22 protein-coding genes are annotated in these 22253 nt (G+C 28.2%); 20 read left to right on the top strand and 2 right to left on the bottom strand.

Annotation, left to right across the window (positions count from 1 at the left end; all coding sequences use genetic code 11):
• Positions 1–288: 288 nt before the first annotated feature.
• The 10 genes from KGF42_RS07955 (at position 289) to KGF42_RS08000 (ending at position 8804) form a co-directional block, all read left to right on the top strand.
• Positions 289–1647 (top strand): MATE family efflux transporter, encoded by a 1359-nt coding sequence (locus KGF42_RS07955; protein ID WP_227820909.1) that lies wholly within the window; start codon positions 289–291, stop codon positions 1645–1647.
• Between the two features lie 272 nt (positions 1648–1919).
• Positions 1920–2300, top strand: coding sequence for a VOC family protein (locus KGF42_RS07960; RefSeq protein WP_227820908.1), 381 nt, complete (start codon positions 1920–1922; stop codon positions 2298–2300).
• A gap of 124 nt (positions 2301–2424) precedes the next feature.
• Positions 2425–2625 carry a hypothetical protein gene (locus KGF42_RS07965; protein ID WP_003420681.1) on the top strand — a complete coding sequence of 67 codons (201 nt, stop codon included), beginning with the start codon at positions 2425–2427 and terminating at the stop codon, positions 2623–2625.
• Positions 2626–2800: 175 nt separating this feature from the next.
• Positions 2801–3529 carry an ATP-binding cassette domain-containing protein gene (locus tag KGF42_RS07970; protein WP_227820907.1) on the top strand — a complete coding sequence of 243 codons (729 nt, stop codon included), beginning with the start codon at positions 2801–2803 and terminating at the stop codon, positions 3527–3529.
• A gap of 21 nt (positions 3530–3550) precedes the next feature.
• On the top strand, positions 3551–4468 hold the full coding sequence (locus tag KGF42_RS07975; protein ID WP_227820906.1) for a SufB/SufD family protein: 918 nt from the start codon (positions 3551–3553) through the stop codon (positions 4466–4468).
• A gap of 140 nt (positions 4469–4608) precedes the next feature.
• Positions 4609–5793: an amidohydrolase family protein gene (locus KGF42_RS07980; RefSeq protein ID WP_227820905.1), complete on the top strand. Its 1185-nt coding sequence runs from the start codon at positions 4609–4611 to the stop codon at positions 5791–5793.
• Between the two features lie 105 nt (positions 5794–5898).
• Positions 5899–6087, top strand: a complete 189-nt coding sequence (locus KGF42_RS07985; RefSeq protein WP_003422320.1) for a ferredoxin — start codon at positions 5899–5901, stop codon at positions 6085–6087.
• Between the two features lie 148 nt (positions 6088–6235).
• A complete protein-coding gene (locus KGF42_RS07990; RefSeq protein WP_227826084.1) occupies positions 6236–6886 on the top strand; it encodes an HAD family hydrolase in 651 nt (216 codons plus the stop codon).
• A 102-nt stretch (positions 6887–6988) separates the two neighbouring features.
• On the top strand, positions 6989–7927 hold the full coding sequence (locus tag KGF42_RS07995; protein WP_227820903.1) for an SDR family oxidoreductase: 939 nt from the start codon (positions 6989–6991) through the stop codon (positions 7925–7927).
• Positions 7928–8048: 121 nt separating this feature from the next.
• Positions 8049–8804 (top strand): metallophosphoesterase, encoded by a 756-nt coding sequence (locus tag KGF42_RS08000; protein WP_227826085.1) that lies wholly within the window; start codon positions 8049–8051, stop codon positions 8802–8804.
• Positions 8805–9061: 257 nt separating this feature from the next.
• Here the strand turns inward: KGF42_RS08000 and KGF42_RS08005 are convergent, their stop codons facing one another.
• Positions 9062–9796 carry an ATP-binding protein gene (locus tag KGF42_RS08005; RefSeq protein WP_227820901.1) on the bottom strand — a complete coding sequence of 245 codons (735 nt, stop codon included), beginning with the start codon at positions 9794–9796 and terminating at the stop codon, positions 9062–9064.
• Between the two features lie 126 nt (positions 9797–9922).
• Between KGF42_RS08005 and KGF42_RS08010 the strand changes: the two genes are divergently transcribed.
• The 6 genes from KGF42_RS08010 (at position 9923) to KGF42_RS08035 (ending at position 16439) form a co-directional block, all read left to right on the top strand.
• Positions 9923–10639 (top strand): M15 family metallopeptidase, encoded by a 717-nt coding sequence (locus KGF42_RS08010; protein WP_227826086.1) that lies wholly within the window; start codon positions 9923–9925, stop codon positions 10637–10639.
• A 133-nt stretch (positions 10640–10772) separates the two neighbouring features.
• Positions 10773–11465, top strand: coding sequence for a response regulator transcription factor (locus KGF42_RS08015; RefSeq protein WP_227826087.1), 693 nt, complete (start codon positions 10773–10775; stop codon positions 11463–11465).
• Positions 11455–12642, top strand: coding sequence for an ATP-binding protein (locus KGF42_RS08020; RefSeq protein ID WP_227826088.1), 1188 nt, complete (start codon positions 11455–11457; stop codon positions 12640–12642). The genes KGF42_RS08015 and KGF42_RS08020 overlap by 11 nt, the downstream gene beginning before the upstream one ends.
• Positions 12643–12915: 273 nt before the next feature.
• Entirely contained in the window at positions 12916–13371 is a 456-nt protein-coding gene (locus KGF42_RS08025) for an S-ribosylhomocysteine lyase (protein ID WP_227820897.1), read from the top strand.
• Positions 13361–14086: a vitamin B12 dependent-methionine synthase activation domain-containing protein gene (locus tag KGF42_RS08030; RefSeq protein WP_227826089.1), complete on the top strand. Its 726-nt coding sequence runs from the start codon at positions 13361–13363 to the stop codon at positions 14084–14086. The genes KGF42_RS08025 and KGF42_RS08030 overlap by 11 nt, the downstream gene beginning before the upstream one ends.
• The gene (locus KGF42_RS08035; RefSeq protein ID WP_227826090.1) at positions 14058–16439 is read left to right on the top strand and encodes a homocysteine S-methyltransferase family protein; all 2382 of its coding nucleotides are present in this window, start codon (positions 14058–14060) and stop codon (positions 16437–16439) included. Before KGF42_RS08030 ends, KGF42_RS08035 begins: the two co-directional genes overlap by 29 nt.
• A 204-nt stretch (positions 16440–16643) precedes the next feature.
• Here KGF42_RS08035 and KGF42_RS08040 read toward each other — a convergent pair whose 3' ends face one another.
• A complete protein-coding gene (locus KGF42_RS08040; protein ID WP_227826091.1) occupies positions 16644–17873 on the bottom strand; it encodes an aminopeptidase in 1230 nt (409 codons plus the stop codon).
• A gap of 602 nt (positions 17874–18475) precedes the next feature.
• On the opposite strand from KGF42_RS08040, the gene KGF42_RS08045 reads away from it, so the two are divergent.
• The 4 genes from KGF42_RS08045 (at position 18476) to carA (ending at position 22213) form a co-directional block, all read left to right on the top strand.
• Complete coding sequence (locus KGF42_RS08045) at positions 18476–19390, top strand: nitroreductase family protein (RefSeq protein WP_227826092.1); 915 nt, start codon at positions 18476–18478, stop codon at positions 19388–19390.
• 24 nt (positions 19391–19414) lie between these two features.
• The gene (locus tag KGF42_RS08050; protein ID WP_227826093.1) at positions 19415–20050 is read left to right on the top strand and encodes a DUF1847 domain-containing protein; all 636 of its coding nucleotides are present in this window, start codon (positions 19415–19417) and stop codon (positions 20048–20050) included.
• Between the two features lie 377 nt (positions 20051–20427).
• A complete protein-coding gene (gene pyrF / locus KGF42_RS08055; RefSeq protein ID WP_227820891.1) occupies positions 20428–21144 on the top strand; it encodes an orotidine-5'-phosphate decarboxylase in 717 nt (238 codons plus the stop codon).
• Positions 21145–21169: 25 nt separating this feature from the next.
• A complete protein-coding gene (gene carA, locus KGF42_RS08060; RefSeq protein WP_227826094.1) occupies positions 21170–22213 on the top strand; it encodes a glutamine-hydrolyzing carbamoyl-phosphate synthase small subunit in 1044 nt (347 codons plus the stop codon).
• The last annotated feature ends 40 nt before the right edge of the window (positions 22214–22253 follow it).

Consider the following 22253-nt stretch of genomic DNA (forward strand, 5'->3'; position numbering starts at 1 on the left):
CTACACAATAGTGATACAATATTAACGAAATATAGCTATTCTTAATAATAGTTGAAAATATTTATATTAAATTAATAAATGTTTAAAATGTAGTATCCATAAAAAATAATAAACATAAAATGATTATAAAGATGTACTGTGTTCAAATAATATTAAAAAGATTTATATTATTTGAGTACAGTATATTATAATGGTGAAAATACAATTCTAAATTTTGCATTGCCAATTTACAGTTAGATAAACTAATTAAAATTTAAATTTATATAAAGAGGGAAAAGAGGAATAGGGATGTTTATAAGGAAAAATGTTATAAAATTAGCAATTCCTATAATGATAGAGCAGACATTTGTCATGCTTTTAGGGGTATTTAATACAATGATGGCAGGTCATATTGGGGAAGAAGCTGTATCTGCAGTTGGAATGGTTGATTCAATAAACAATATATTTATATCTGTATTTGCTGCATTATCTGTTGGGGCTACTGTTGTTGTGGCTCAACAAATAGGGAAAAAAGATAATGAGAAGGTGAATGAAACCATTAAGCAGGCTCTAGTATCTGGAGTAATATTATCATTTACAATAACAATATTAATGTGGATTTTTAGAACAGGTGTAATCAATTTGTTTTATGGTTCAGCAGAAGAATTGGTAAAATCAAATGCGAAATTATACATAGAGTTTACATTATTCACATATCCATTTATTGCTACGCAACAAATAGCAAATGGTATTCTAAGAGGGTGTGGAGATGTAAAGAAACCTATGTATGTGACTATGTTTATGAATATAGTAAATGTAACATTAGGATATATACTTATATATGGTATTGATTTAAGCTCTCTAGGACTAAATCTACAAACACCATCTTATGGTATAACAGGTGCAGCTATTTCTATAGCTATAGCCAGAATAATTGGATGTATAGTCATTGTGAGAGCTTTATTTAAAGGAAACGAATTTATATCTATAGGTAAAATATTTCCATTTAAGATTGATGTTGAAATTCAAAAGTCTATATTTAATATAGGGATACCAGCAGGAGTTGAACAATTACTTTTTAATGCAGGGAAATTGATTGTTCAAGTATTTATAGTTACTATGGGAACATCAGCAATTGCATCCAATGCTATAGGAATGTCAATTGCATCTATCATAAATGTAATTGGGAATGCTTTAGCTTTGTCTGCTACAACTTTGGTAGGTCAATATATAGGACGTGGAGATATTAAAGGAGCTAAGAGTACTTTATTATATTTAACTAAATTTGCAACAATTTGTTTATTTGTGGTAGGAGCTATATTTATACCAATTGCACCATGGATTTCAAGTATGTATACTCAAAATGCTAGTGTAATTAACATATCAACACAATTGATTCGAAGTGATTGTTTAGCTATGGTAATATGGCCTATATCCTTTGTATTGTCAGCAGGTCTAAAAGGAGCTGGTGATACTCGATATACAATGATGACTGCTGTAATAGGTATGTGGATTTTTAGAATTTTTACAGGTTACGTACTGGGGGTTGTATTAGAATTTGGAGTGTTAGGAATTTGGATAGGTATGTATACAGATTGGCTTGTTAGAGGGACTTTATATTGCTTAAGATTAAGAGGAACAAAGTGGCTAAAACACAAAGTTGCATAGAATATATAAAATCATTCTTGGATAGAAAACTCTATTTAGGAGTGATTTTTTATGTAGATATTATCATAATTATAAGTGTGATATATAAACTGATTAAATTACATAAATAAAGTCTATAATAATATGGATACTATAAATTATATATTGTGGAGAATTACATAATTTGGCGATAAATATTAGAAATATATATCTATAGAAAATAATATATATGGGTATATTATTAAATATAAAAAATATTAGGTATTTATTTAATAATAAAGGTGGGTATTGTTATGATAAATAAAATAGGAAAAATAACTCTCTATGTAAATAATCAAGAAGATGCAAAATTGTTTTGGACAGAAAAATTGAACTTTGTGGTGACTTATGAAAAGGAAATGGGTCCAAATATGAAATGGATAGAAGTAGCACCAAGTAAAAATGAATTTACAACATTTGTATTATATGATAAAAGTTTAATGATGAAGCAAAATAAAGAAGTAGACATATCTCATCCATCAATAATTTTAAGTACAAGAGATATTAATGGTACTTATGAGCAAATGGCGAATAACGAGGTTGAAGTTGGGGAATTAATGGAAATGCCTTATGGAAGAATGTTTTCTTTTAAAGACCAAGATGGAAATGATTATTTGGTTAGAGAGGATAAATAATTTTACAAAGTATTAAATTTACTCAATATCTGATATAATTAGAGACAATAATTATTATAAACTAGTATAAGACTAGAGTTATATAATTAAAAATCAATTGTAAATTTTGAGTAGAGGTGATAAAATGTTTAAGAAAATGGCAGTACTAAAAGATATAGCAACTAAAATAGGACGCAAAAAAGCTTATGAACTATTAGAAATGGTTGAAGGCAATGATGCTTTTGTGGCTGAGGTAAAGATAAAAAAGAATGGAATAGAATCTAAAAAAGAAGAGATTATGTTAAAAGATAATCAAAAAATAATACTAGAGTATATAGAAGGTTAATTCCTAAATACATATAATTTGATAATACTAAATTTTTGAGATGGGTTAGTGTAAAACTCATCTCTTTTATTTTTAAATACATATTTTATCTCCTGAGAGTTGCTGATATATAAAAAGTACTGATATAATAAAAGAATGGATATTAATGTAATATTTTACAGAAAAGAGGGGTATTATGCTTGAAATAAAAAATCTTTCCTTTAATGTTGAGTCTAACAATGAGGAGCTAGGAATAATAAATAATGTTAGCCTTTCATTTGAAAAAGGAAAACTTATTGTTATCACAGGTCCAAATGGTGGAGGAAAATCTACAATTGCTAAACTTATTATGGGAATTGAAAAAGCCACTAATGGTCAGATAATTTTAGATGGAGAAGATATAACAAATCTTAGTATTACAGAAAGAGCAAAAAAAGGAATAGGATATGCATTTCAACAACCACCAAGAATAAAAGGTATGACAGTTGAAAATCTACTTACACTTGCTCATGGAAAACCCTTGTCTACTGATGTATGTTGTCAATATCTTACAGATGTTGGATTGTGCTCAAAAGACTATTTAAATCGTGAAGTTGATAACTCTCTTTCTGGGGGAGAAATGAAAAGAATCGAGATAGCAACTCTTTTTGCTAGAGATTTAAAGGTTTCTATATTTGATGAACCTGAAGCAGGAATAGACCTTTGGAGTTTTGGAAAGCTCAATGAAAGTTTTAAAAAAATACATGAAGAGTCTGACCAGACTATAATTATAATTTCTCACCAAGAAAGAATATTAGAGTTAGCCGATGAAATAATTGTTCTACAAGATGGTTCAGTAAAAAGCCATGGAACAAAAGATGCTATATTACCTGAAATCATGTGCCAAGTTAATTCAAGTTGTGAATTAATGAAAGATATGAATTAATTAGAAAGGAAGGCAAATTAAATGAACAAAATAGATTTAAATCTTTTAGAAAAAGTTGCTGAACTTCGTGGAACTCCATTAGGAGCATATAATATACGTAAAAATGGGCAAGGAATAGAGAGACATTCAACTGAAAATGTAACTATAGTTCCTAAAACTGATAAACCTGGAATTGATATTATAGTAAAACCAAATACAAAAGGAGAAAATGTACATATACCAGTAATAGTAACTGAAGCTGGGGTACAGGATATGGTTTATAATGATTTTGAAATTGGAGAAAATGCAGATGTTGTTATAATTGCTGGGTGTGGTATACATAACTGTGGTTGTGATGATAGTGAACATAATGGGATACATAGATTTTTCTTACATAAAGGAGCTCGTTTAAAATATGTAGAAAAACATTATGGTGAAGGTGATGGAGAAGGAAAGAGAATTTTAAATCCAGTTACTATTGTTAATATGGATGAAGATTCATATTGTGAGATGGAAACAATTCAAATTAAAGGTGTAGATTCAACTAAAAGGGAAATGGATGCTAACCTAGGAAAAGGAGCTAAAATAGTCATATTTGAGAAATTATTAACTCATGGTAATCAAGTTGCAGAATCTAATATGAAAGTTATATTAGAAGGAGAAAACTCTTCTGCTCAAGTAGTTTCTCGTACAGTTGGTCAAGATAATTCTAAACAAAAGTTTAATCCTTGCGTTATTGGGGATTCTCTTTGTTCTGCACATGTTCAATGTGACTCAATAATTATGGGAAATTCTCAAATTAGCGCTATACCTGAAATTGCTGCAAACCATCCAGATGCTCTTTTAGTACATGAAGCAGCAATTGGAAAGATTGCAGGAGACCAAATACTAAAGATGATGACATTAGGTCTTACTGAAGAAGAAGCTGAGCAACAAATACTTAATTGCTTCTTAAAGTAAACTAAAGTTTTTATTTAATTTAAGATAATGAATATAGTATAATATAGTGAATAAGTCTAAAATATTTTTATTTTTAGACTTATTTTATTTATGTAATAAAACTATTAGAGAAATTATATTGTAATTAGGATGTGGAATAAATGAAAAATTTACTTATAAGAAATGGGACAATAATATCTCCAACAGATGGTATCAAATTTGAAAAAAAAGATATCTTAGTTTTGCATGGTAAAATATATGCTATTGGATTGAACCTTAAAGAAAAAATAAGAAAAGAAAAATTACTTACAAATAAAGAGTTCGAGATAATAAATGCTGATAACATGTATATTGCTCCTGGATTTATAGATGTTCACACCCATTGTTATAAGAGAAAATTACCTACAGGTATGGATTCTGATTCAATTGGAATTGAAAAAGGTTCAACAGTTATATTTGATGCAGGTACAGCTGGTCCTTTAAATTACTATGATTTTAAGAAGAAGTATATGGATGAGTGTAAAACGGAAGTATATTCGTTTTTAAATGTAACAAATGAGGGACTAAATATATTGAATGAATCAACTTCTTTAGATGTTATAAATTTTGATAATGTTGAGTCTGTTGTAGAAAAAAATACAGAAAAGATAAAGGGTATAAAAGTAAAAGCAAGTAAATTTCAATCTAATGAAAATAGTATAGATATAATTAAGAAATCAAAGCAAGTTGCGAAAAAATTAAATTTACCATTAGTGGTATATATAGGTGAGCATCCATCATATATAGATGGAGTAATGAATATTCTGGGAAAAGGAGATGTGGTTACACCTGTATATGGAAATAGTACAAATGGAATATTTGACGAATCTGGAGCATTAAGAGAATCGGTAATAAATGCAAAGAATAGAGGTGTTTTGTTTGATGTGTGCCATGGATTAGACCAGTTTGATTTTGAAATATTTAAAAAAGCAATAAAACAAGGGTTAGAACCAGACTTAATAAGTACTGATATGCATATAAAAAATATGAAAGATGTAAATTATTCTCTTTTAAATGTTATAAATAAAATTATGGAACTTGGAATACCTTTAGAAACATGTATAGAAAAAGTAACTGAATATCCAACAAAAATTTTCGATTTACATGGAAGTAAAGGTAGAATAAAAGTTGGTGGAGAAGGTGATTTTACTATATTCACAATGGAGAAAAGTAATAATATTATAAAAGACTATAATGATAATGAACTGGTTTTAAATAAAAAGCTAAGATTACAATATACTGTAAAATCATGGATGAAAAGTAGTGAAGTTTATAGAAATGGATATGAATATACTATGATAAACTAAACAATAGTGATAAAATAATAAATATATGTTTAAATTGGAATATATTGGATAAATATGTAAGGAAACAATAATTAAAAATGATAATTTTAGGGGAGGTATTTTAGTATGAAAGCATTTGTTGATAAAGATGTATGTGTAGCTTGTGGAGCATGTATAGGAACATGTCCAGACGTTTTTAGTATGAGTGATGAAGGTCATTCAGTAGCAATTGAAGGAGAAATACCAGCAGATTTACAAGATTTATGTAAAGAAGCAGAAGAAGGATGTCCAGTTTCAGCCATAACAGTTAAATAGAGATATTTAAATTTATTTTAAAAATAAATATATAAGATTTAATTGGAACTTAAGCTATAGTATTAGAAATTTCTATTACTATAGCTTTTTAAAATTGATAAACTTAAGATATAAGATATTAACTTTTATAAATATGGAGGAGTTAAATATGAACAAAAAATATGAAATAATATTGTTTGATTTGGATGGAACACTTACAGACCCTAAAGAAGGAATAACAAAGTCTATTCAATATTCTTTAAATAACTTTGGCATAGAAGAAGATTTGGACAATTTGGAACAATTTATAGGACCGCCTTTACATGATACTTTTAAAGAATATTATAAATTTGAAGATAAAAAGGCTACAGAAGCTGTTGAAAAGTATAGAGAATATTTTGCTGATAAAGGAATATTTGAAAATAAAATTTATGAGAATATAAAAGAGACATTAGAAATGCTTTATGAAAATGGTAAAATATTACTATTAGCAACTTCCAAGCCGACAGTTTTCGCAGAAACTATACTTAAATATTTTGATATAGATAGATATTTTAAATATATAGCGGGTAGCAATCTTGATGGTACAAGAGTGAATAAAAATGAAGTTATACAATATGTACTAGATTTATGTAATATAAAAGATAAAGATAAAGTTATTATGGTTGGAGATAGAAAATATGACATAATTGGAGCTAAGAAAATAGGTGTAGATTCTATCGGAGTGTTGTATGGGTATGGTTCTTTTGAAGAGATTAGTGAAAGCGAACCTACTTATATTGTCGAAAGTGTAGACTCCATAAAAGATATTTTGCTATAAATATCTTTTATAGACAAAAATATTACAAAATGGTGTAGCATATTTAAAAATATGATATTATAGTTAAGGAAGTCATTTAAAAAAGAGGAGGATGCACTTGAAATGAAATCTATTTTAATTATGGGTGGAAGCGACTTCATAGGTTCTGCACTTGCTAAGCGTTTAATTAAATGTGGGTATCAAGTTGATATACTTACAAATGGTAAAAAGGAAATAGATTATAAGGGTTTTAAAGAACATCTAATTTGTGATAGAAAAGTTCGCAAAGATATGGAAAACATTATCACGGAAAGAAAGTATGATTACATATATGATATGACGGCATATACAAAAGAAGATATAAGCAATCTTATTGATTTTATAAGCATAGACAGCTTAAAAAAGTATATAGTATTGTCAGCAGGAGCAGTTTATAAATATAGTGGAAGAAATATAAAAGAAGAAAATGAGAAAGGTGAAAATGAAAACTGGGGAAAATATGGATTAAATAAAAAAGAAGCAGAAGATTTTGTTATAAATAGTCCTATACCATATATAATTATTAGACCAACTTATATATATGGTGAAAATAATAATTTATATAGAGAGTATTATTTCTTTGAAAAAATAGAAAAAAATGAAAAGATACCAGTACCAAAAGGAAAACAAGTGAGTAATCAATTTATATACATTGGGGATTTAGTAAAGGTATTAGAAAGCATAATGAAAAACCCTCATGTAAGAGAGGCCTATAATGTAACAAATCCACAGTTAGTTTCTTGGGATGACCTTATATATACATGTGGAGAAATTATTGGTAAAGAACCTATTATAAAGTATGTAGATATGGAAAAAGTAGAGTTTAGAGAAAGAACATATTTCCCATTTAGAAATATAGACTTTAATCTTGATATAAATAAGCTTATTGAACATGGACTTTATATACCAAACGTGTTATTAAAAGAAGGTCTTACAGCAACATATAAATGGTTTTCAGCTAATAAGCCAAAAATGCATGACAGAAAAATGAACAAAGTTGAGTCTGTAATACAAATAGTTTAAGAAAATAAATAAGTAGGTAGATATTTTGAATTCAAAAATTAAGTTTTTTTTAAGATTTTTTATATTGATATTTATTTTGATTTTTATATACTCAGTTGCGATAGAACCGAGTCTATTAATTGTGAAAAAATATAATATAAGTGAAAATGGAGCATTGATAAAAAATGACAAAAGGGAGAGTAAATCTGAAAGTATAAAAGTAGTTCAAATTTCAGATACTCAAATAGGTAGTTTTTATTCAACTAAGAATCTCAAAAAAGTAGCTAATAAGATTAATACTTTAAATCCAGATATAATAGTATTTACTGGCGATTTAATTGATTATTCCAATAAAAATCCAGATATAGATGAAATTACAACTATTTTATCAAGTATGAATGCTAGGTTGGGAAAATTTTCAGTATTCGGCAATCATGATTATATGTATAAGCTTCCTAGATATTATAAGCAGATTATGAAAAATTCCAACTTCAATCTTTTGATAAATGAAAATAAAAAAATAAAATTAGAAGATGAGAAATATATTAATATATTAGGTGTTGATGAAATATTAAATGGAAATCCTAATATAAAACATCTGGAGAGTCAAACGGATAATAAGAATTTTAATTTATTATTAGCACATGAACCAGATTTAGTAGATATGCTTAGTAATGATGCAATGAATTTAGTTTTATCTGGACATAGTCATGGTGGTCAAATAAGATTACCTATTAAGGGAGCATTGGTTACCCCTCCATATGGAAGGAAATACACTAAAGGATTTTATAATATAAATGGAAATCATTTATATGTGAGTTCAGGTCTTGGAAGTACAAAGTTACCATTTAGATTTTTTAATATACCAGAGATAATAGAATTTAACATTATAATCTAATATGAAATATTTATGAAATGTTATTTTATTTGTTGAAATATAAAGAGGTATATGCTGTAAAAATAGATTAAATTAAGATACAAAATATTTAAGTTATAATTAGTGTATTAGATAAAATAAATACTGTTAATAACTATTGAAATATAGATAAAAGACATAACAGATAAGAAATAAAAATACAGCAAGATTGTGTAATGTTATATAAGTATTCTTTATAATTAATACAATCTTGCTTTTTTATGTAAAAAATTTAATTACTATTTAAAATTTTTTATCTTATCTTTATCCCATATGAACAATTTTTCAGAATTATTTAAAGCACCAAATACATTTCTTTTAAAATCTGGCATCTCTTTATTTAAATTAGCAATAAGATTTTTTATGTACTCTCTTCTAGTGTGCCCATTTGCAGGGCATGGGTTTGTTATAATAGGATAGTTAGAATCTTTTGAAATTTTCTTAGTCATATACTCTTCTATGTAAATCATAGGTCTTATAACAGTTAAATCTTGTCTATCTAGATATGTCTTTGGGGAAAAACAATTTACTCTTCCCTCATAAAACATAGACATTAAAAATGTCTCAATTGCATCATCTTTATGATGTCCAAGAGCTACTTTATTACATCCAAGTTTTTTAGCATTATCATTCAAAGCACCTCTTCTTAAATTAGCACATAATGCACAAGGATTCTTTTCTTGTCTTATATCAAATACAATTTCTTTTATGTCGGTTTGAAATTCATAAAAAGGCACATTTATTTCTTTACATAATTTATCTAATGGAGAATTATCAATACCTCCAGTATTTAATGTTATAGCTATCAATTCAAATTTTTGTGGAGAAAATCTTTGATAGCTTTTAAGTATATGAAGTAGAGTCAAACTATCTTTTCCACCAGAAAGTCCAACTGCAATTTTATCATTTTCTTGTATCATATCAAAATCATGTATAGCCTTGCGAGCTTTACTTAGAAGTTTTTGTATAGACATTTTTAGCACCATCCTTTAAAAATATTAAACTTAAGATTTATTTAAGATTTACTTATAAAATACTTAAAACTTATACTTTAGAATTAACAGTATAGACAAACATAACAAAAAGGAGAATATTTAGCTATGAAAAAATTTAAATTGATAGTGGCCATTATTTTAGTAGTATTTATAAGTATATTTATATCTAAAGATAGATTACTTAAGAAAGATAAAGACCCAACAGTAATTGCTCAACATAATTCAGAACAAGGTGTTGAGGCAAATTCTCAAAATAAAAATCACTCAAATAGTATACCAAATATATTATTGGTAAACAAGACAAATGGAATTAACAAAAACTATACTCCTGAAAATATTACTAAAGTAAACATACCTTTTGTTGAAGAAGCAACAGAAGAAGAAAAACAAATGGCAGGAGAACCTGCAAAGGCAGTTGAAGATTTAGTTAAACAAGCTAATGCAGAAGGAATACAGTTTTTAGGGTCTTCAGCATACAGATCTTATGATACTCAGCTAGATACTTATACAAGAAGGGTAAAATCTCAGGGTCAAGAAAAGGCAGATGCATATGTAGCAAAGCCTGGTTACAGTGAGCATCAAACTGGACTTTGTATTGATTTAACAAATCCAGAAAGATGGTTTGTTGGAAGTACAAAAGAAGCTAAATGGTTGGCAGAAAATGCTCATAAGTTTGGATTTATAATAAGATATCCTGAAGGTAAAGAAGATATAACAGGTACAGCATATGAACCATGGCATATTAGATATGTTGGTAAGGATGCTGCTGAGGAAATTTATTCAAAAGGATTAACTTTAGAAGAATATTTACAAAATAAATAATATAAATATGTAAATAAATTGTATGATATTGGAAATCTAGAAATGAATAAATTTATAGATTGCACTAACTAAAATATAGTATAATTTTATATGAATAAGGCTATATACAAAGATTAAGTTAGGATGTGTAAAAGTGAAGAATACAATTCTTGTTGTGGATGATGAAAAGGAAATAAGAGACCTTATAGAGATATATCTTTTAAATAGTGGATATAATGTAATTAAAGCTGAAGATGGAAAAGAGGCTTTAGATATTTTAAAAAAGGAAAATGTTCATTTAATAGTATTAGATATAATGATGCCAAAAATGGATGGTATAGAAGTTTGTAGAAGAGTTAGAGAAAATTTGAATATACCAATACTTATGTTGAGTGCAAAATCAGAAGACATGGATAAAATACAAGGAATAATGACTGGTGCAGATGATTATTTGACAAAACCATTTAACCCACTTGAACTTACTGTGAGAGTGAAGTCACTGATTAGAAGAGCATATTACTTTAGTGGTGCTAATAATGAAGATAAAGATGTCATAGAAGTTGGAGTAGTAATGATAGATAAGGAAAAGCATAGTGTAACAGTAGCTGGAAATGATATAGTTTTGACATCAAGAGAATTTGATATATTGTATTTACTAGCAAATAATAAGGGAAGAGTATATAGTACAGAAGAAATATTTGAAAAGGTTTGGAAAGAGAAATACTATCAATCTAATAATACTGTAATGGTTCATATGAGTAGAATAAGAGATAAAATTGAAAAATATACAGATGGAGAAAAAATAATTCATACTGTATGGGGAGTAGGATATAAAATTGAAAAATAAAAGCTTATTAAATCACATGTTTCGACCCATATTAGATCTTATAATAAGCTGTGTTTTAACTTCAATGCTTATTTTAACAAGTATGTATATAATAAAATCATTATATTTCAATAGTGAGATATCTGTAATTAATCAACTTGTATATCAGTTAAGAGATTTCAGAAGTCTTATAGGAGAGAGTTTATTTTATCCATTTTTATTTACAATCACATCATTAGCAATTTATTCCATGATATCGTACAATAGAAATAAGCAAATTGTAGATTTTATAAGAAAAACTAATAAAAAAAATCAAAAATTAGAAATCATTAAGAGTGCTGTAAATTTAATGGATGAAGGTAACTTAGAAAAAAGTATAGATATTGAGTATGACTTAGATATATTAAAGGATAAAGAAAAGGATGATATTGATGAACTAGCACATAAAATAAATAATATAGTTTATCAACTTAGAAATATAACTATTGAAGAGAGACAAGCTCAGCAGACAAAAACAGATTTAATAACAAATGTGTCACATGATTTAAGAACACCTTTGACATCCATAATGGGTTATTTAGGAGTGATAGAAGAAGGTAAGTATAAAGATGAAGTTCAGATGATGTATTATGTTGATATTGCTTATGAAAAATCGAAAAATTTAAATGTTCTTATAAATGATTTGTTTGAATTGACTAAAATGCAAAATAATACAATAAAATTAAACAAAATAGAAATAAATTTAGTAGAATTATTAAGTCAAATAGTATCTCAATTTGAAATTTATTTTAAACAAGAATTTATGGTTAGTAGAGTTAATTTTAATGAAGAAAAATTAACTGTAAAAGCGGATCCAAATAAATTAGTAAGAGCATTTGAAAATCTTATAACTAATGCTGTTAAATATGGAAAAGATGGACTTTATGTAGATATAGTCACAGAGAAAAAGGGAGATATAGCGGTTGTAAAAGTGATAAATTATGGAGAACCAATTCCTGTATTAGATTTACCAAATATATTTGATAGATTTTATAGAGTTGAAAAATCGAGAAATAGAAATATTGGAGGTTCTGGATTAGGTCTTGCGATTACAAAAAATATTGTAAATTTACATGGTGGAGAAATTACTGTTTCAAGTGACAAATATCAAACTGTATTTGAGGTACAACTACCAATAATACAATCAACTGAGTTATAAAATAAAAGTATGATTATGTGTATAAATATTATAACAATAAAGTGTTTACAAAAATAAAAAAGTAATATATAATTTAAGTCAGTTTAATAAGATACTTATCAAGAATTAGGGGAGAGAGTTAGCTCAGTGATCCTATACCAACCTTTTATCGGTGGTCCTGCTAACAACGATGAGATGATTTGAAATAATATACTCTTCTTATCAATAATGGATAGGGAGAGTTTTTTTTAGAATTAATGTAACAAATTTTAAAGGATAATGGAGGATTAAATAATGGAAAAAGTAGAAAGTTTTAAACTAGACCATACAAAAGTAAAAGCTCCCTTTGTAAGAAAGTGTAGTGTACTTGATGGAGTAAAGGGAGATAAAGTAACTAAATTTGATTTGAGATTTTTACAGCCAAATGTAGAAAGTTTTGGAACTGCTGCTATGCACGGTCTAGAGCATCTTTTAGCGACTTATTTAAGGGATACACTAGATGGTGTAATAGACTTATCTCCAATGGGATGTAGAACAGGATTTTATTTAATACTATGGGGAGATGTGGATGCCAATACAGTTAAGATTGGTTTAGAAGAGGCATTAAAAAAAGTTCTTGAATCAGATAAAATGCCAGCAGCTACAGCTATAGAATGTGGAAACTACAAAGACTTATCTTTATTTGGAGCAAAAGAATACGCAAAAGATGTTTTAGATAAGGGATTTTCTTTGAATATATATGGAGAATAATTTAATTGGAAGAGAAAATATAAACATAAATCAAAGTGAAGTTTTAAGATATTTACAATACAAAGGTCAAGAGATAGATAAAGACCTTAAAGATACTATTGATGAATGTATAACTATAACTAAAAATAAAATAAATCCTAGATATCTATCTAGGATTTATCCTATTAAGATAAATAAAGATAATATTGTAGAATTAGAGGGGACAAATTTAGCTTTAGAGAGTAATGACATATATAAACTTTTAAAAGAATGTAATGAATGTGTAGTTATGGCAGCTACTATAGGAATAGATATAGAAAAAGAAATAAGGAGACATTCTTATTCAGATTTAACAAAAGGACTAATAATTGATTCATGTGGAACAACAGCAATAGAAGAAGTGTGTGACATTGTTCAAGATAATGTAGAAAAGGTTTTTTTAAAACAAAATAAATTTATAACCATGCGATATAGCCCAGGATATGGGGATTTGCCAATAGAGAAAAATATAGATATATTAAATATTTTAAATGCTCAAAAACAAATAGGTCTAACGATTACTTCCAATGGCATTATGATACCAAGAAAATCGGTAGTGGCTATAATAGGTATTTCTAATGCAAAAATAAATGAATCTAAGAAAGAAAAATCGTGTGAAAATTGTAAAAACTATAGAAATTGTACATATAGAAAAGGAGCGAATTCTTGTGGAAATAAGACAGTATCTAAAAGATAATATATTAATATTTGATGGTGCTATGGGGACAATGCTTCAACAGAAAGGGTTAAAGTTAGGTGAAAATCCAGAAGTATTTGGTCTTCAAAATCCAGAAAAACTTATAGAAATACATACAGCATATTTAGAGGCAGGTTCAAATGTAATACTTACGAATACTTTTGGATGTAATGAATTAAAATTAGATAGTAAGTATACTGTAGAAGAAGTAATTGATAATGCTGTTTCAGTGGCTAGAAAAGCTATAGAAAATGTAGATAATACTAAACCAAGATATGTAGCATTGGATATTGGTCCTATAGGTGAAATGCTAGAGCCTATGGGGACTTTAAGTTTTGATAAGGCATATGAAATACTTAAAAGGCAAGTGCTACAAGGTGTTAAGTCTGGAGTTGATGTAATAGTAATAGAGACAATGATGGATTTATATGAAGCTAAAGTAGCTGTTTTAGCAGCTAAAGAAAATTCTGATTTACCTGTTTTCTGTACTATGACATTTGATGAAGGTGGAAGAAGTTTTACTGGATGTATGCCAGAATGTATGGTGGCTACTATAGAAGGATTAGGTGTAGATGCAATAGGAGTAAACTGTTCGCTAGGACCTAAACAACTTTTACCAATAGTTGAAAAAATAGTATCAAGAGCTACAATACCTGTAATGGTTCAAGCAAATGCAGGTCTTCCAAACATAGTTGATGGGGAGGCTATATATGATGTTGATGCAAAAGAGTTTTTTGAAGGAGTTAAAAAGTTTGTTGAGGTTGGTGCTACTATAATAGGTGGATGTTGTGGTACGAATCCAAGCTTTATAAGAGAAATATCTGAAAATATAAGTTCTGTTACCAAAGGAAGTATCGAGAAAATTGATAAGTGTGTAGTTTGTTCACCATCAAAATTTGTAGAAATAGAATCACCTATAGTTATTGGAGAAAGATTGAATCCTACAGGTAGAAAATCTTTACAAGAAGCATTGAAAAACGAAAACGTGGATTATGCTATAAATTTAGGTCTAAAACAAGTAAATGCTGGAGCACAAATACTTGGAGTGAATGTTGGTCTTCCAGAGATAGATGAAAAAAAATTAATGCCAAAATTAATAAAAGAGATTCAGGCAGTAGTCGATACACCTTTACAAGTCGATTCTTCCAATGTAGAGGCCTTAGAGCAAGGTCTTAGATATTATAATGGAAGGACAATAGTAAACTCTGTAAATGGCAAAGAAGAGTCTTTAGAAAGTATATTACCAATAGTCAAAAAGTATGGTTCTTGTGTGGTTGGTCTTACACTTGATGAAAAGGGGATACCTAAAAAGGCTGAAGAAAGATTTGAAATAGCAAAAAAAATAGTTAATAGAGCAGTTTCTTATGGAATAAAGCCAAAAGATATATTTATAGATTGCTTGTCACTAACTGTTTCAGCACAACAAGAAGAAGCAATAGAGACTATAAAGGCTATAACAATGGTAAAGACACTAGGAGTAAAAACTATATTAGGTGTTTCAAATATTTCATTTGGTCTTCCAAATAGAAAAGCACTTAATGCTTCTTTTCTAACATTAGCTTTAGGAGCAGGTCTTGATTTAGCAATTATAAATCCAAATGAGTATAGTATGATGGAAGCTATTAATTCTTTTAAAATATTAAATAACACAGATAAAGGGTGTATAAACTATATAAGTCAATATAGTAATATAAATAATTCAAAGAAATCGGATTCTACTACGAAAATTGATAAAGATTTGCCACTAGATGTCTTAGTTGAAAGAGGATTAAAAGACGAAGCAAAAAATGTAACACTGAATCTTTTAAAAGAGAAGGATGAAAATTATATATTAGATGAGATTTTAATTCCTGCCCTTGATAAAGTAGGAAAAAGATATGATAGTGGAGATATATTTTTACCACAATTGATTCAATCAGCAGAAACAGTAAAAGCTTCATTAAATACAATAAAGGAAATCCTATTAAGTAAAAATAGCGATAATGTATCTAAAGGAAAAATAATAGTTGCTACAGTAAAAGGTGATATTCATGATATTGGAAAAAATATAGTAAAAATAATGTTAGAAAATTATGGCTATGAAGTTATAGACTTAGGTAAAGATGTTCCAATTGAAGAAGTGGTGGAAGTTGCTAAAAAAAGAAATATAAAATTAGTAGGATTAAGTGCACTTATGACTACAACTGTTCAAAGTATGAAAGATACAATTCAGGCATTAAAAGATAATGAGATAAATGCAAAAGTATTTGTAGGTGGTGCAGTTCTAACAGAAGAGTATGCTGAAGAAATGGGTGCTGATTATTATTCAAAAGATGCAAAATCTGCTGTTGAAATAGCAAAGTTAAATTTTTAGCATGTAAATTAAAATAAAGGTTTTACTAAATAGGATATTTTATATATAATATAAATATAAGTTTTAGATACTTATGTTTAAAACAATAGGAATTAATCTATAATAATGAGATTAATTAATATAAAAAATATTTATCATCAACATTAAAAAGGGCTGGGAAGTCTGGTATAACTTCCATCAGCCCTTTTTAGTTAAAAGCATATGTTAAAAAGCCCAGTTACCATTTTTAAAAATCTGTATTTGCTTTCCATCATAAGTCTCTCCAATAATATCCATATCAGCAGAACCAACCATAAAATCTACATGTGTTAAACTATCATTTACACCATATTCATCTAATTCTTCATCTTTTAAATTATTTCCACCTTCTAGACAAGTTTTATAAGCAGAACCAATTGCAAAGTGGCAAGAAGCATTCTCGTCGTACAAAGTATTATAAAAGATTGTATTTGTATCAGATATGGGAGAGTTGTATGGGACAAGAGCAACCTCTCCTAAATAATGAGAACCTTCATCCGTTTCAATAAGTTTCTTTAGCGTCTCGAATCCTTTTTCAGCAGAGAAATCTATTATTTTACCATCTTTAAAGGTTAAGAAGAAGTTGTCTATTATGTTTCCACCATAAACAAGAGGTTTTGTGCTATAAACAGTTCCATTCACTTTAAACTTATGTGGCATTCCAAAAATCTCTTCAGTTGGAATATTAGGATTAAAGCTTATTCCATTAGGGTCTTTAGATGCTCCACTTAACCAGATATGACCCTTTGGTAAGTCTAGAGTCAAATTAGTTTTTGAGGATTTATATTTTAAAGTTTTAAAATTATTTTTATTTAGAAAATCCATTTTAGACTTAAGATTTTCATTATGTTCTTCCCATGCCTTTATAGGGTCCTGACCATCTACCCTTGAGCACTTAAATATAGTATCCCACAATTTTTCTATTGCTTTATCTTCTGATAAATTTGGGAATACTTTTTTTGCCCAATCTTTTGTTGGTACAGAAACTATGCTCCATTTACATTTATCAGTTAGAGTGTAAGAACGCCATTCTTTTAAAGCCTTCCCAGACGCCTTTTGAAAATTTGCAACTCTTTCAGGGTCAACATCTTTTAGTAAGTCAGGATTTTGGGCATAGACTGATAAGAATGCTCCACCTTCCTTTGCTATATCCACATATTGTTCTGCTGTCCATTTTGGGAATTCATGAAATGTCTCATCTGGAGCATATAAATACTTAATAAGGGTACTTTCTTCATCAGACCACTCTATATATACATTTTTAGCTCCACATTTATATGCTTCTTTAAGTGCATTTCTTGCAAAATCAGCACATTCTATTGGTGACTTTATAAGTAAAGATTGACCTGGTTGTATGTTGACTCCGACTTTTATTGCTAACTCAGCGTATTTTTCTAAATTTCTATTTAAATTCATATCTATCCTCCTATATTTTTAATATTGAATAACTTATAAGTTATTATAACATTACTTAGATTTTTAATATTAAACAACTTATAAAATATTATAACTTTACTTAGATTTTGGGTCATATTTAAAATATTTATACTTTATGGATTGAGAAATAAAAAATATATATTTTAATTAAAACAGATTATTAAGATAGTAAGCTTATTTAAGCAGTATGTTTTTTGTTGATAATAGTATTAAAGTAGAAATAAAAATACTTTTTTAGTGAAAAGCTATACAAGAATACCGAAAAAAACTTATAATATAATAATGAGATAGATATTTATAAATGAAAAAAAATTTTTCTGGCAAAGCTTAATTATAAAAGTAATCGCTAGTGTGGTTATTTAAATTAGCATAGAAAATCAAATAAAAAAATTGTGCTAATATGTAGACATTGACGAGGTCGAATTTAAGCCTTTGGACTGCTATATTAAACTAGAGTAGATATTCTTATGAACTTCAAAATAGAGCAGGAGGAAAAAGGAAATAAAACTATAAAGAATATAAAGTATTTATATAAATTTATAGAGTTTATACGTCAGAAGATTTCAGTTAGGAGGGCATAAATGGAGCTTTATGAAGCCATTTTTTATAGAAAATCTGTAAGAAATTTTTCCAGTAAGAAGATAAAAAAGCCATTAATGGAAGAAATAAAAAGAAGTTGTAAAAATTTAGAATACTTAAATGAAGATTTAAATATTAAAGCACATGTTGTTGACAGAGGTCATATAATCCATTTTTTAATGGGTAAGGAGTGTAAGGTAAAAGCACCCCATTATATAGTGGTTACATCAAATAAAGGTGAAGACTATTTACAAAATATAGGTTTCGCTACAGAAGGTGTAGTTTTACGTCTTACAACATTGGGTGTAGCTACTTGTTGGCTGGAAGGAAACTTAAAGAGAGAAGATATCTTAGAATTTGTGGATATCGGGGATAAAAGCTCTGAAGAAGATGAAGAAGATGATTTAGATTATTTAGCTGGAATAAAAACAGAAGAAGAAGACGAAAACGAAATAGAGAATCCTTATATAATAATAGCTTTTGGATATCCAGCAAAAAATGAAGATTTATTTAGAACAAGATATGCTAGACCTGATAGAAAACCAGTAAAAGATATGATAAATAAGATAAATAGGAATAGAAAGTGGAAAGAAATATTAGAATTGACAAGGAGAGCTCCATCTGTAAAAAATTCTCAACCGTGGTATTTCCATAAGAATGAACGAGGTCTTCATTTATTTGAAAAAAAACCTAAGAAACATTGTGAAGATATGAATAAAGTTAGTTTAGGTGTAGGTTTAAGGCACTTTGATATAGCTTGTATAAAAAATAAAATAGATGTTTCATATGAAAAGCTTCCTATAAGGAATAAAATAGGGAAATCATATTTTATAACTGTAATTGAGCATGTTAAACAAGAAGAAGAAGTCCAAGAAGAAAATGTGAGTCTAGAAAAAGAAGAATCACAAGATGAATAAGATTTTGGAAGGGGAATATTGAATATGTATAAGTGTGGGAAATGTAATCTTAGAGGCTGTTCTGATGGAAATATGGAGAAGCTAATGAAGATATGTCCAACTAGAGAGGTTGAATTACAACAAAAAGCAAAACAACTTTATGAAGAGGAAGAAAATAGAAAAATAGCTTATAATGCTGGACTAGTTGAAACAGAAGGATATTGTCAATATACTAGACTAAAAGAGATTATAGAGTTTGCAAAGAAGTGTGGTTATAAAAAAATTGGTATAGCATTTTGTATTGGATTAAAAAGAGAAATGCAAACAGTACAAAAAATATTTGAACATCATGGTTTTGAAGTATTTTCTGTTATATGTAAAAATGGAGCAATGCCTAAAAGTACAATTGGACTAGATGCATCTCAAACAATATCAAAGTGTGCAGATGAAATAATGTGTAATCCAATAGGACAGGCTTTATTTTTAAATGAAGCTAAGGTTGACCTTAATGTAATTCTTGGATTATGTGTTGGTCACGATACCTTAGCCATGAAATATATGGAAGCTCCTATAACAACTCTAATTGTCAAAGATAGAGTAACTGGGCATAATCCAGCTGCTGCGATATATAATGCAGAGTCTTATTTTGAAAAAAAATTGTTTGATAAAGATGAAGAATAATTCAAAGACTTATTGACATAAAAAGCAATTAGTGGTTTAATTATAAAAAAGATATAACTTTATGTATCTTAAAAAGATACATAAAGTTATATGAAATAAAGAAAAATATTACAGCTAAATTCCTTAAATTAGTCCAGAGAGACTAAAGGGTTATAGATAGTGTTAATATATAACCTCTAGTAAATCTTCTAGAGGTTTTTGATGAGTATAAAATAAAAATTTAAATATAATAAAGTCTTTTAAACTAGTCCAGAGAGACTGGGAAAGATATCTCATAGCTAATGAATAGAGTTATGTATAGATAAAATCCTTGTGCCTCTTTTGGTGTGAGGATTTTTTTATGAGTATTTAGGCTTTATTAAAAAGGAGATGTAAAAATGATAAATGGTAAAGAAAAGCTAATAGTTGCAATTGATACTGACGAATTTGATAAAGCTAAAGAATTAATAGACAGATTAGAAGATAGTGTAGATATATTTAAGGTAGGGCTAGAGCAATATGTTGCAACAAAAGGTAAAACAATAGATTATCTTAAAGAAAAAGGTAAAAAAATATTTTTAGACCTTAAATTCCATGATATCCCAAATACTATGAAAAGTGCGGTGAGAGCTGCAGTGACAGATAATGTTTGGCTGATGACAATACATGTATCAGATATGGAAGGAATGAGACAATGTGCATTAGTTGCTAAGGAAGAAGCAGAAAGATTAAATATAGAAAAGCCCTTAGTAGTAGGAGTAACAGTTCTAACTTCATTAAGCAATCAAGATTTACAGGACATAGGATGTAATATGACAACAGAAGAGTTAGCTATAAAGAGAGCTAAACTGGCAAAAGAATCCGGAATAGATGGGGTTGTTTGTTCAGCACAAGAAGTAGATAAGATAGTAGAAGCATGTGGAACTGATTTTATAACAGTTTGCCCAGGAATAAGACCTAAATCAGCAGAGGTTGGAGACCAAAAAAGAGTTGTAACTCCATCAGATGCAATAAAAAGAGGCGCTCATTACTTAGTTGTTGGAAGACCTATAACAAAAGCAGAAAATCCAAGAGAATCAGCTATTAATATTGTAAAAGAAATAGAAAATGCTTAGATAAAATATTTGGGAGGTAGCTTACATGAAGGGGAAATTAATTTTAGAAGATGGAACAGTATTTGAAGGAAAAGCATTTGGATATCTAAAGGAAGCTGTTGGAGAAGTTGTATTTAATACTTCAATGGCTGGATATGGAGAGTTATTGACAGATGCAACTTATTACGGACAAATAGTTACTATGACTTATCCACTTATAGGAAACTATGGAATAAATTTAGAAGATGTTGAATCAAATAAAGTACAAGTAAAAGGACTTGTTGTAAGAGAAAAAAGTGATAACCCAAATAATTTTAGATGTGAGATGGATATAGATACATATCTAAAGCAAAATAAGGTAATAGGACTTGAAGGAATAGATACAAGAGCACTAACTAAAACCATTAGAAACAATGGAACAAAGAGAGGAATTATAACTTTAGAAAATGTATCATTGCAAGATGTTCAATCTAAGTTGGCAGAGCATTGTAGCAAGGGTTCAGTAAAAAATGTTACAAGAAAAGTAATTGAAAATATTAAAGGTACTGGTGCTAAGGTTGTAGTTATAGATTTTGGTGTTAAAAATAGTGTGCTAGAGTCTCTTAAAGCTTGTAACTGTGATATAACTATAGTACCAGCAATGACTACAGCAGAAGAAATTTTAAATATAAATCCTGACTTAATATTATTATCTAATGGACCAGGAAATCCAGAAGATGTAAATGATATAGTTGAAAATATAAAAAATTTAGTAGGTAAAAAGCCACTGACAGGAATAGGTTTAGGACATCAAATTTTAGCATTGGCATTAGGAGGAAAGACTTCAAAGCTTATATTTGGACATAGAGGAGGAAATCATCCAGTTAAATGTTTAGAAACTGGAAAAGTATTTATAACTTCTCAAAATCATGGATATAATGTTTCAGAAATGCCAGAAAATACAGAGGTAACTCATATAAATTTAAATGACAATACTATAGAAGGAATGAGACATAAGGAATTACCAATATATAGTGTTCAGTACATTCCAGAATACACAACAAAAGAAGATTTAGATTGTATATTTAATAAATTCTTAGCATTAATATAGATTGAAGTATTATTTACAGATAGTAAAAACCATTTAGATA

Origin of the sequence: Clostridioides sp. ZZV15-6383 (assembly GCF_020657735.1) — a bacterium.
GTDB lineage: Bacteria > Bacillota > Clostridia > Peptostreptococcales > Peptostreptococcaceae > Clostridioides > Clostridioides difficile_D.

Coding starts and splice junctions, on each gene's coding strand:
- KGF42_RS07955 (WP_227820909.1), top strand. CDS start 289: ATGTTTATAAGGAAAAATGTTATAAAATTAGCAATTCCTATAATGATA.
- KGF42_RS07960 (WP_227820908.1), top strand. CDS start 1,920: ATGATAAATAAAATAGGAAAAATAACTCTCTATGTAAATAATCAAGAA.
- KGF42_RS07965 (WP_003420681.1), top strand. CDS start 2,425: ATGTTTAAGAAAATGGCAGTACTAAAAGATATAGCAACTAAAATAGGA.
- KGF42_RS07970 (WP_227820907.1), top strand. CDS start 2,801: ATGCTTGAAATAAAAAATCTTTCCTTTAATGTTGAGTCTAACAATGAG.
- KGF42_RS07975 (WP_227820906.1), top strand. CDS start 3,551: ATGAACAAAATAGATTTAAATCTTTTAGAAAAAGTTGCTGAACTTCGT.
- KGF42_RS07980 (WP_227820905.1), top strand. CDS start 4,609: ATGAAAAATTTACTTATAAGAAATGGGACAATAATATCTCCAACAGAT.
- KGF42_RS07985 (WP_003422320.1), top strand. CDS start 5,899: ATGAAAGCATTTGTTGATAAAGATGTATGTGTAGCTTGTGGAGCATGT.
- KGF42_RS07990 (WP_227826084.1), top strand. CDS start 6,236: ATGAACAAAAAATATGAAATAATATTGTTTGATTTGGATGGAACACTT.
- KGF42_RS07995 (WP_227820903.1), top strand. CDS start 6,989: ATGAAATCTATTTTAATTATGGGTGGAAGCGACTTCATAGGTTCTGCA.
- KGF42_RS08005 (WP_227820901.1), bottom strand. CDS start 9,796: ATGTCTATACAAAAACTTCTAAGTAAAGCTCGCAAGGCTATACATGAT.
- KGF42_RS08010 (WP_227826086.1), top strand. CDS start 9,923: ATGAAAAAATTTAAATTGATAGTGGCCATTATTTTAGTAGTATTTATA.
- KGF42_RS08025 (WP_227820897.1), top strand. CDS start 12,916: ATGGAAAAAGTAGAAAGTTTTAAACTAGACCATACAAAAGTAAAAGCT.
- KGF42_RS08030 (WP_227826089.1), top strand. CDS start 13,361: ATGGAGAATAATTTAATTGGAAGAGAAAATATAAACATAAATCAAAGT.
- KGF42_RS08040 (WP_227826091.1), bottom strand. CDS start 17,873: ATGAATTTAAATAGAAATTTAGAAAAATACGCTGAGTTAGCAATAAAA.
- KGF42_RS08045 (WP_227826092.1), top strand. CDS start 18,476: ATGGAGCTTTATGAAGCCATTTTTTATAGAAAATCTGTAAGAAATTTT.
- KGF42_RS08050 (WP_227826093.1), top strand. CDS start 19,415: ATGTATAAGTGTGGGAAATGTAATCTTAGAGGCTGTTCTGATGGAAAT.
- pyrF (WP_227820891.1), top strand. CDS start 20,428: ATGATAAATGGTAAAGAAAAGCTAATAGTTGCAATTGATACTGACGAA.
- carA (WP_227826094.1), top strand. CDS start 21,170: ATGAAGGGGAAATTAATTTTAGAAGATGGAACAGTATTTGAAGGAAAA.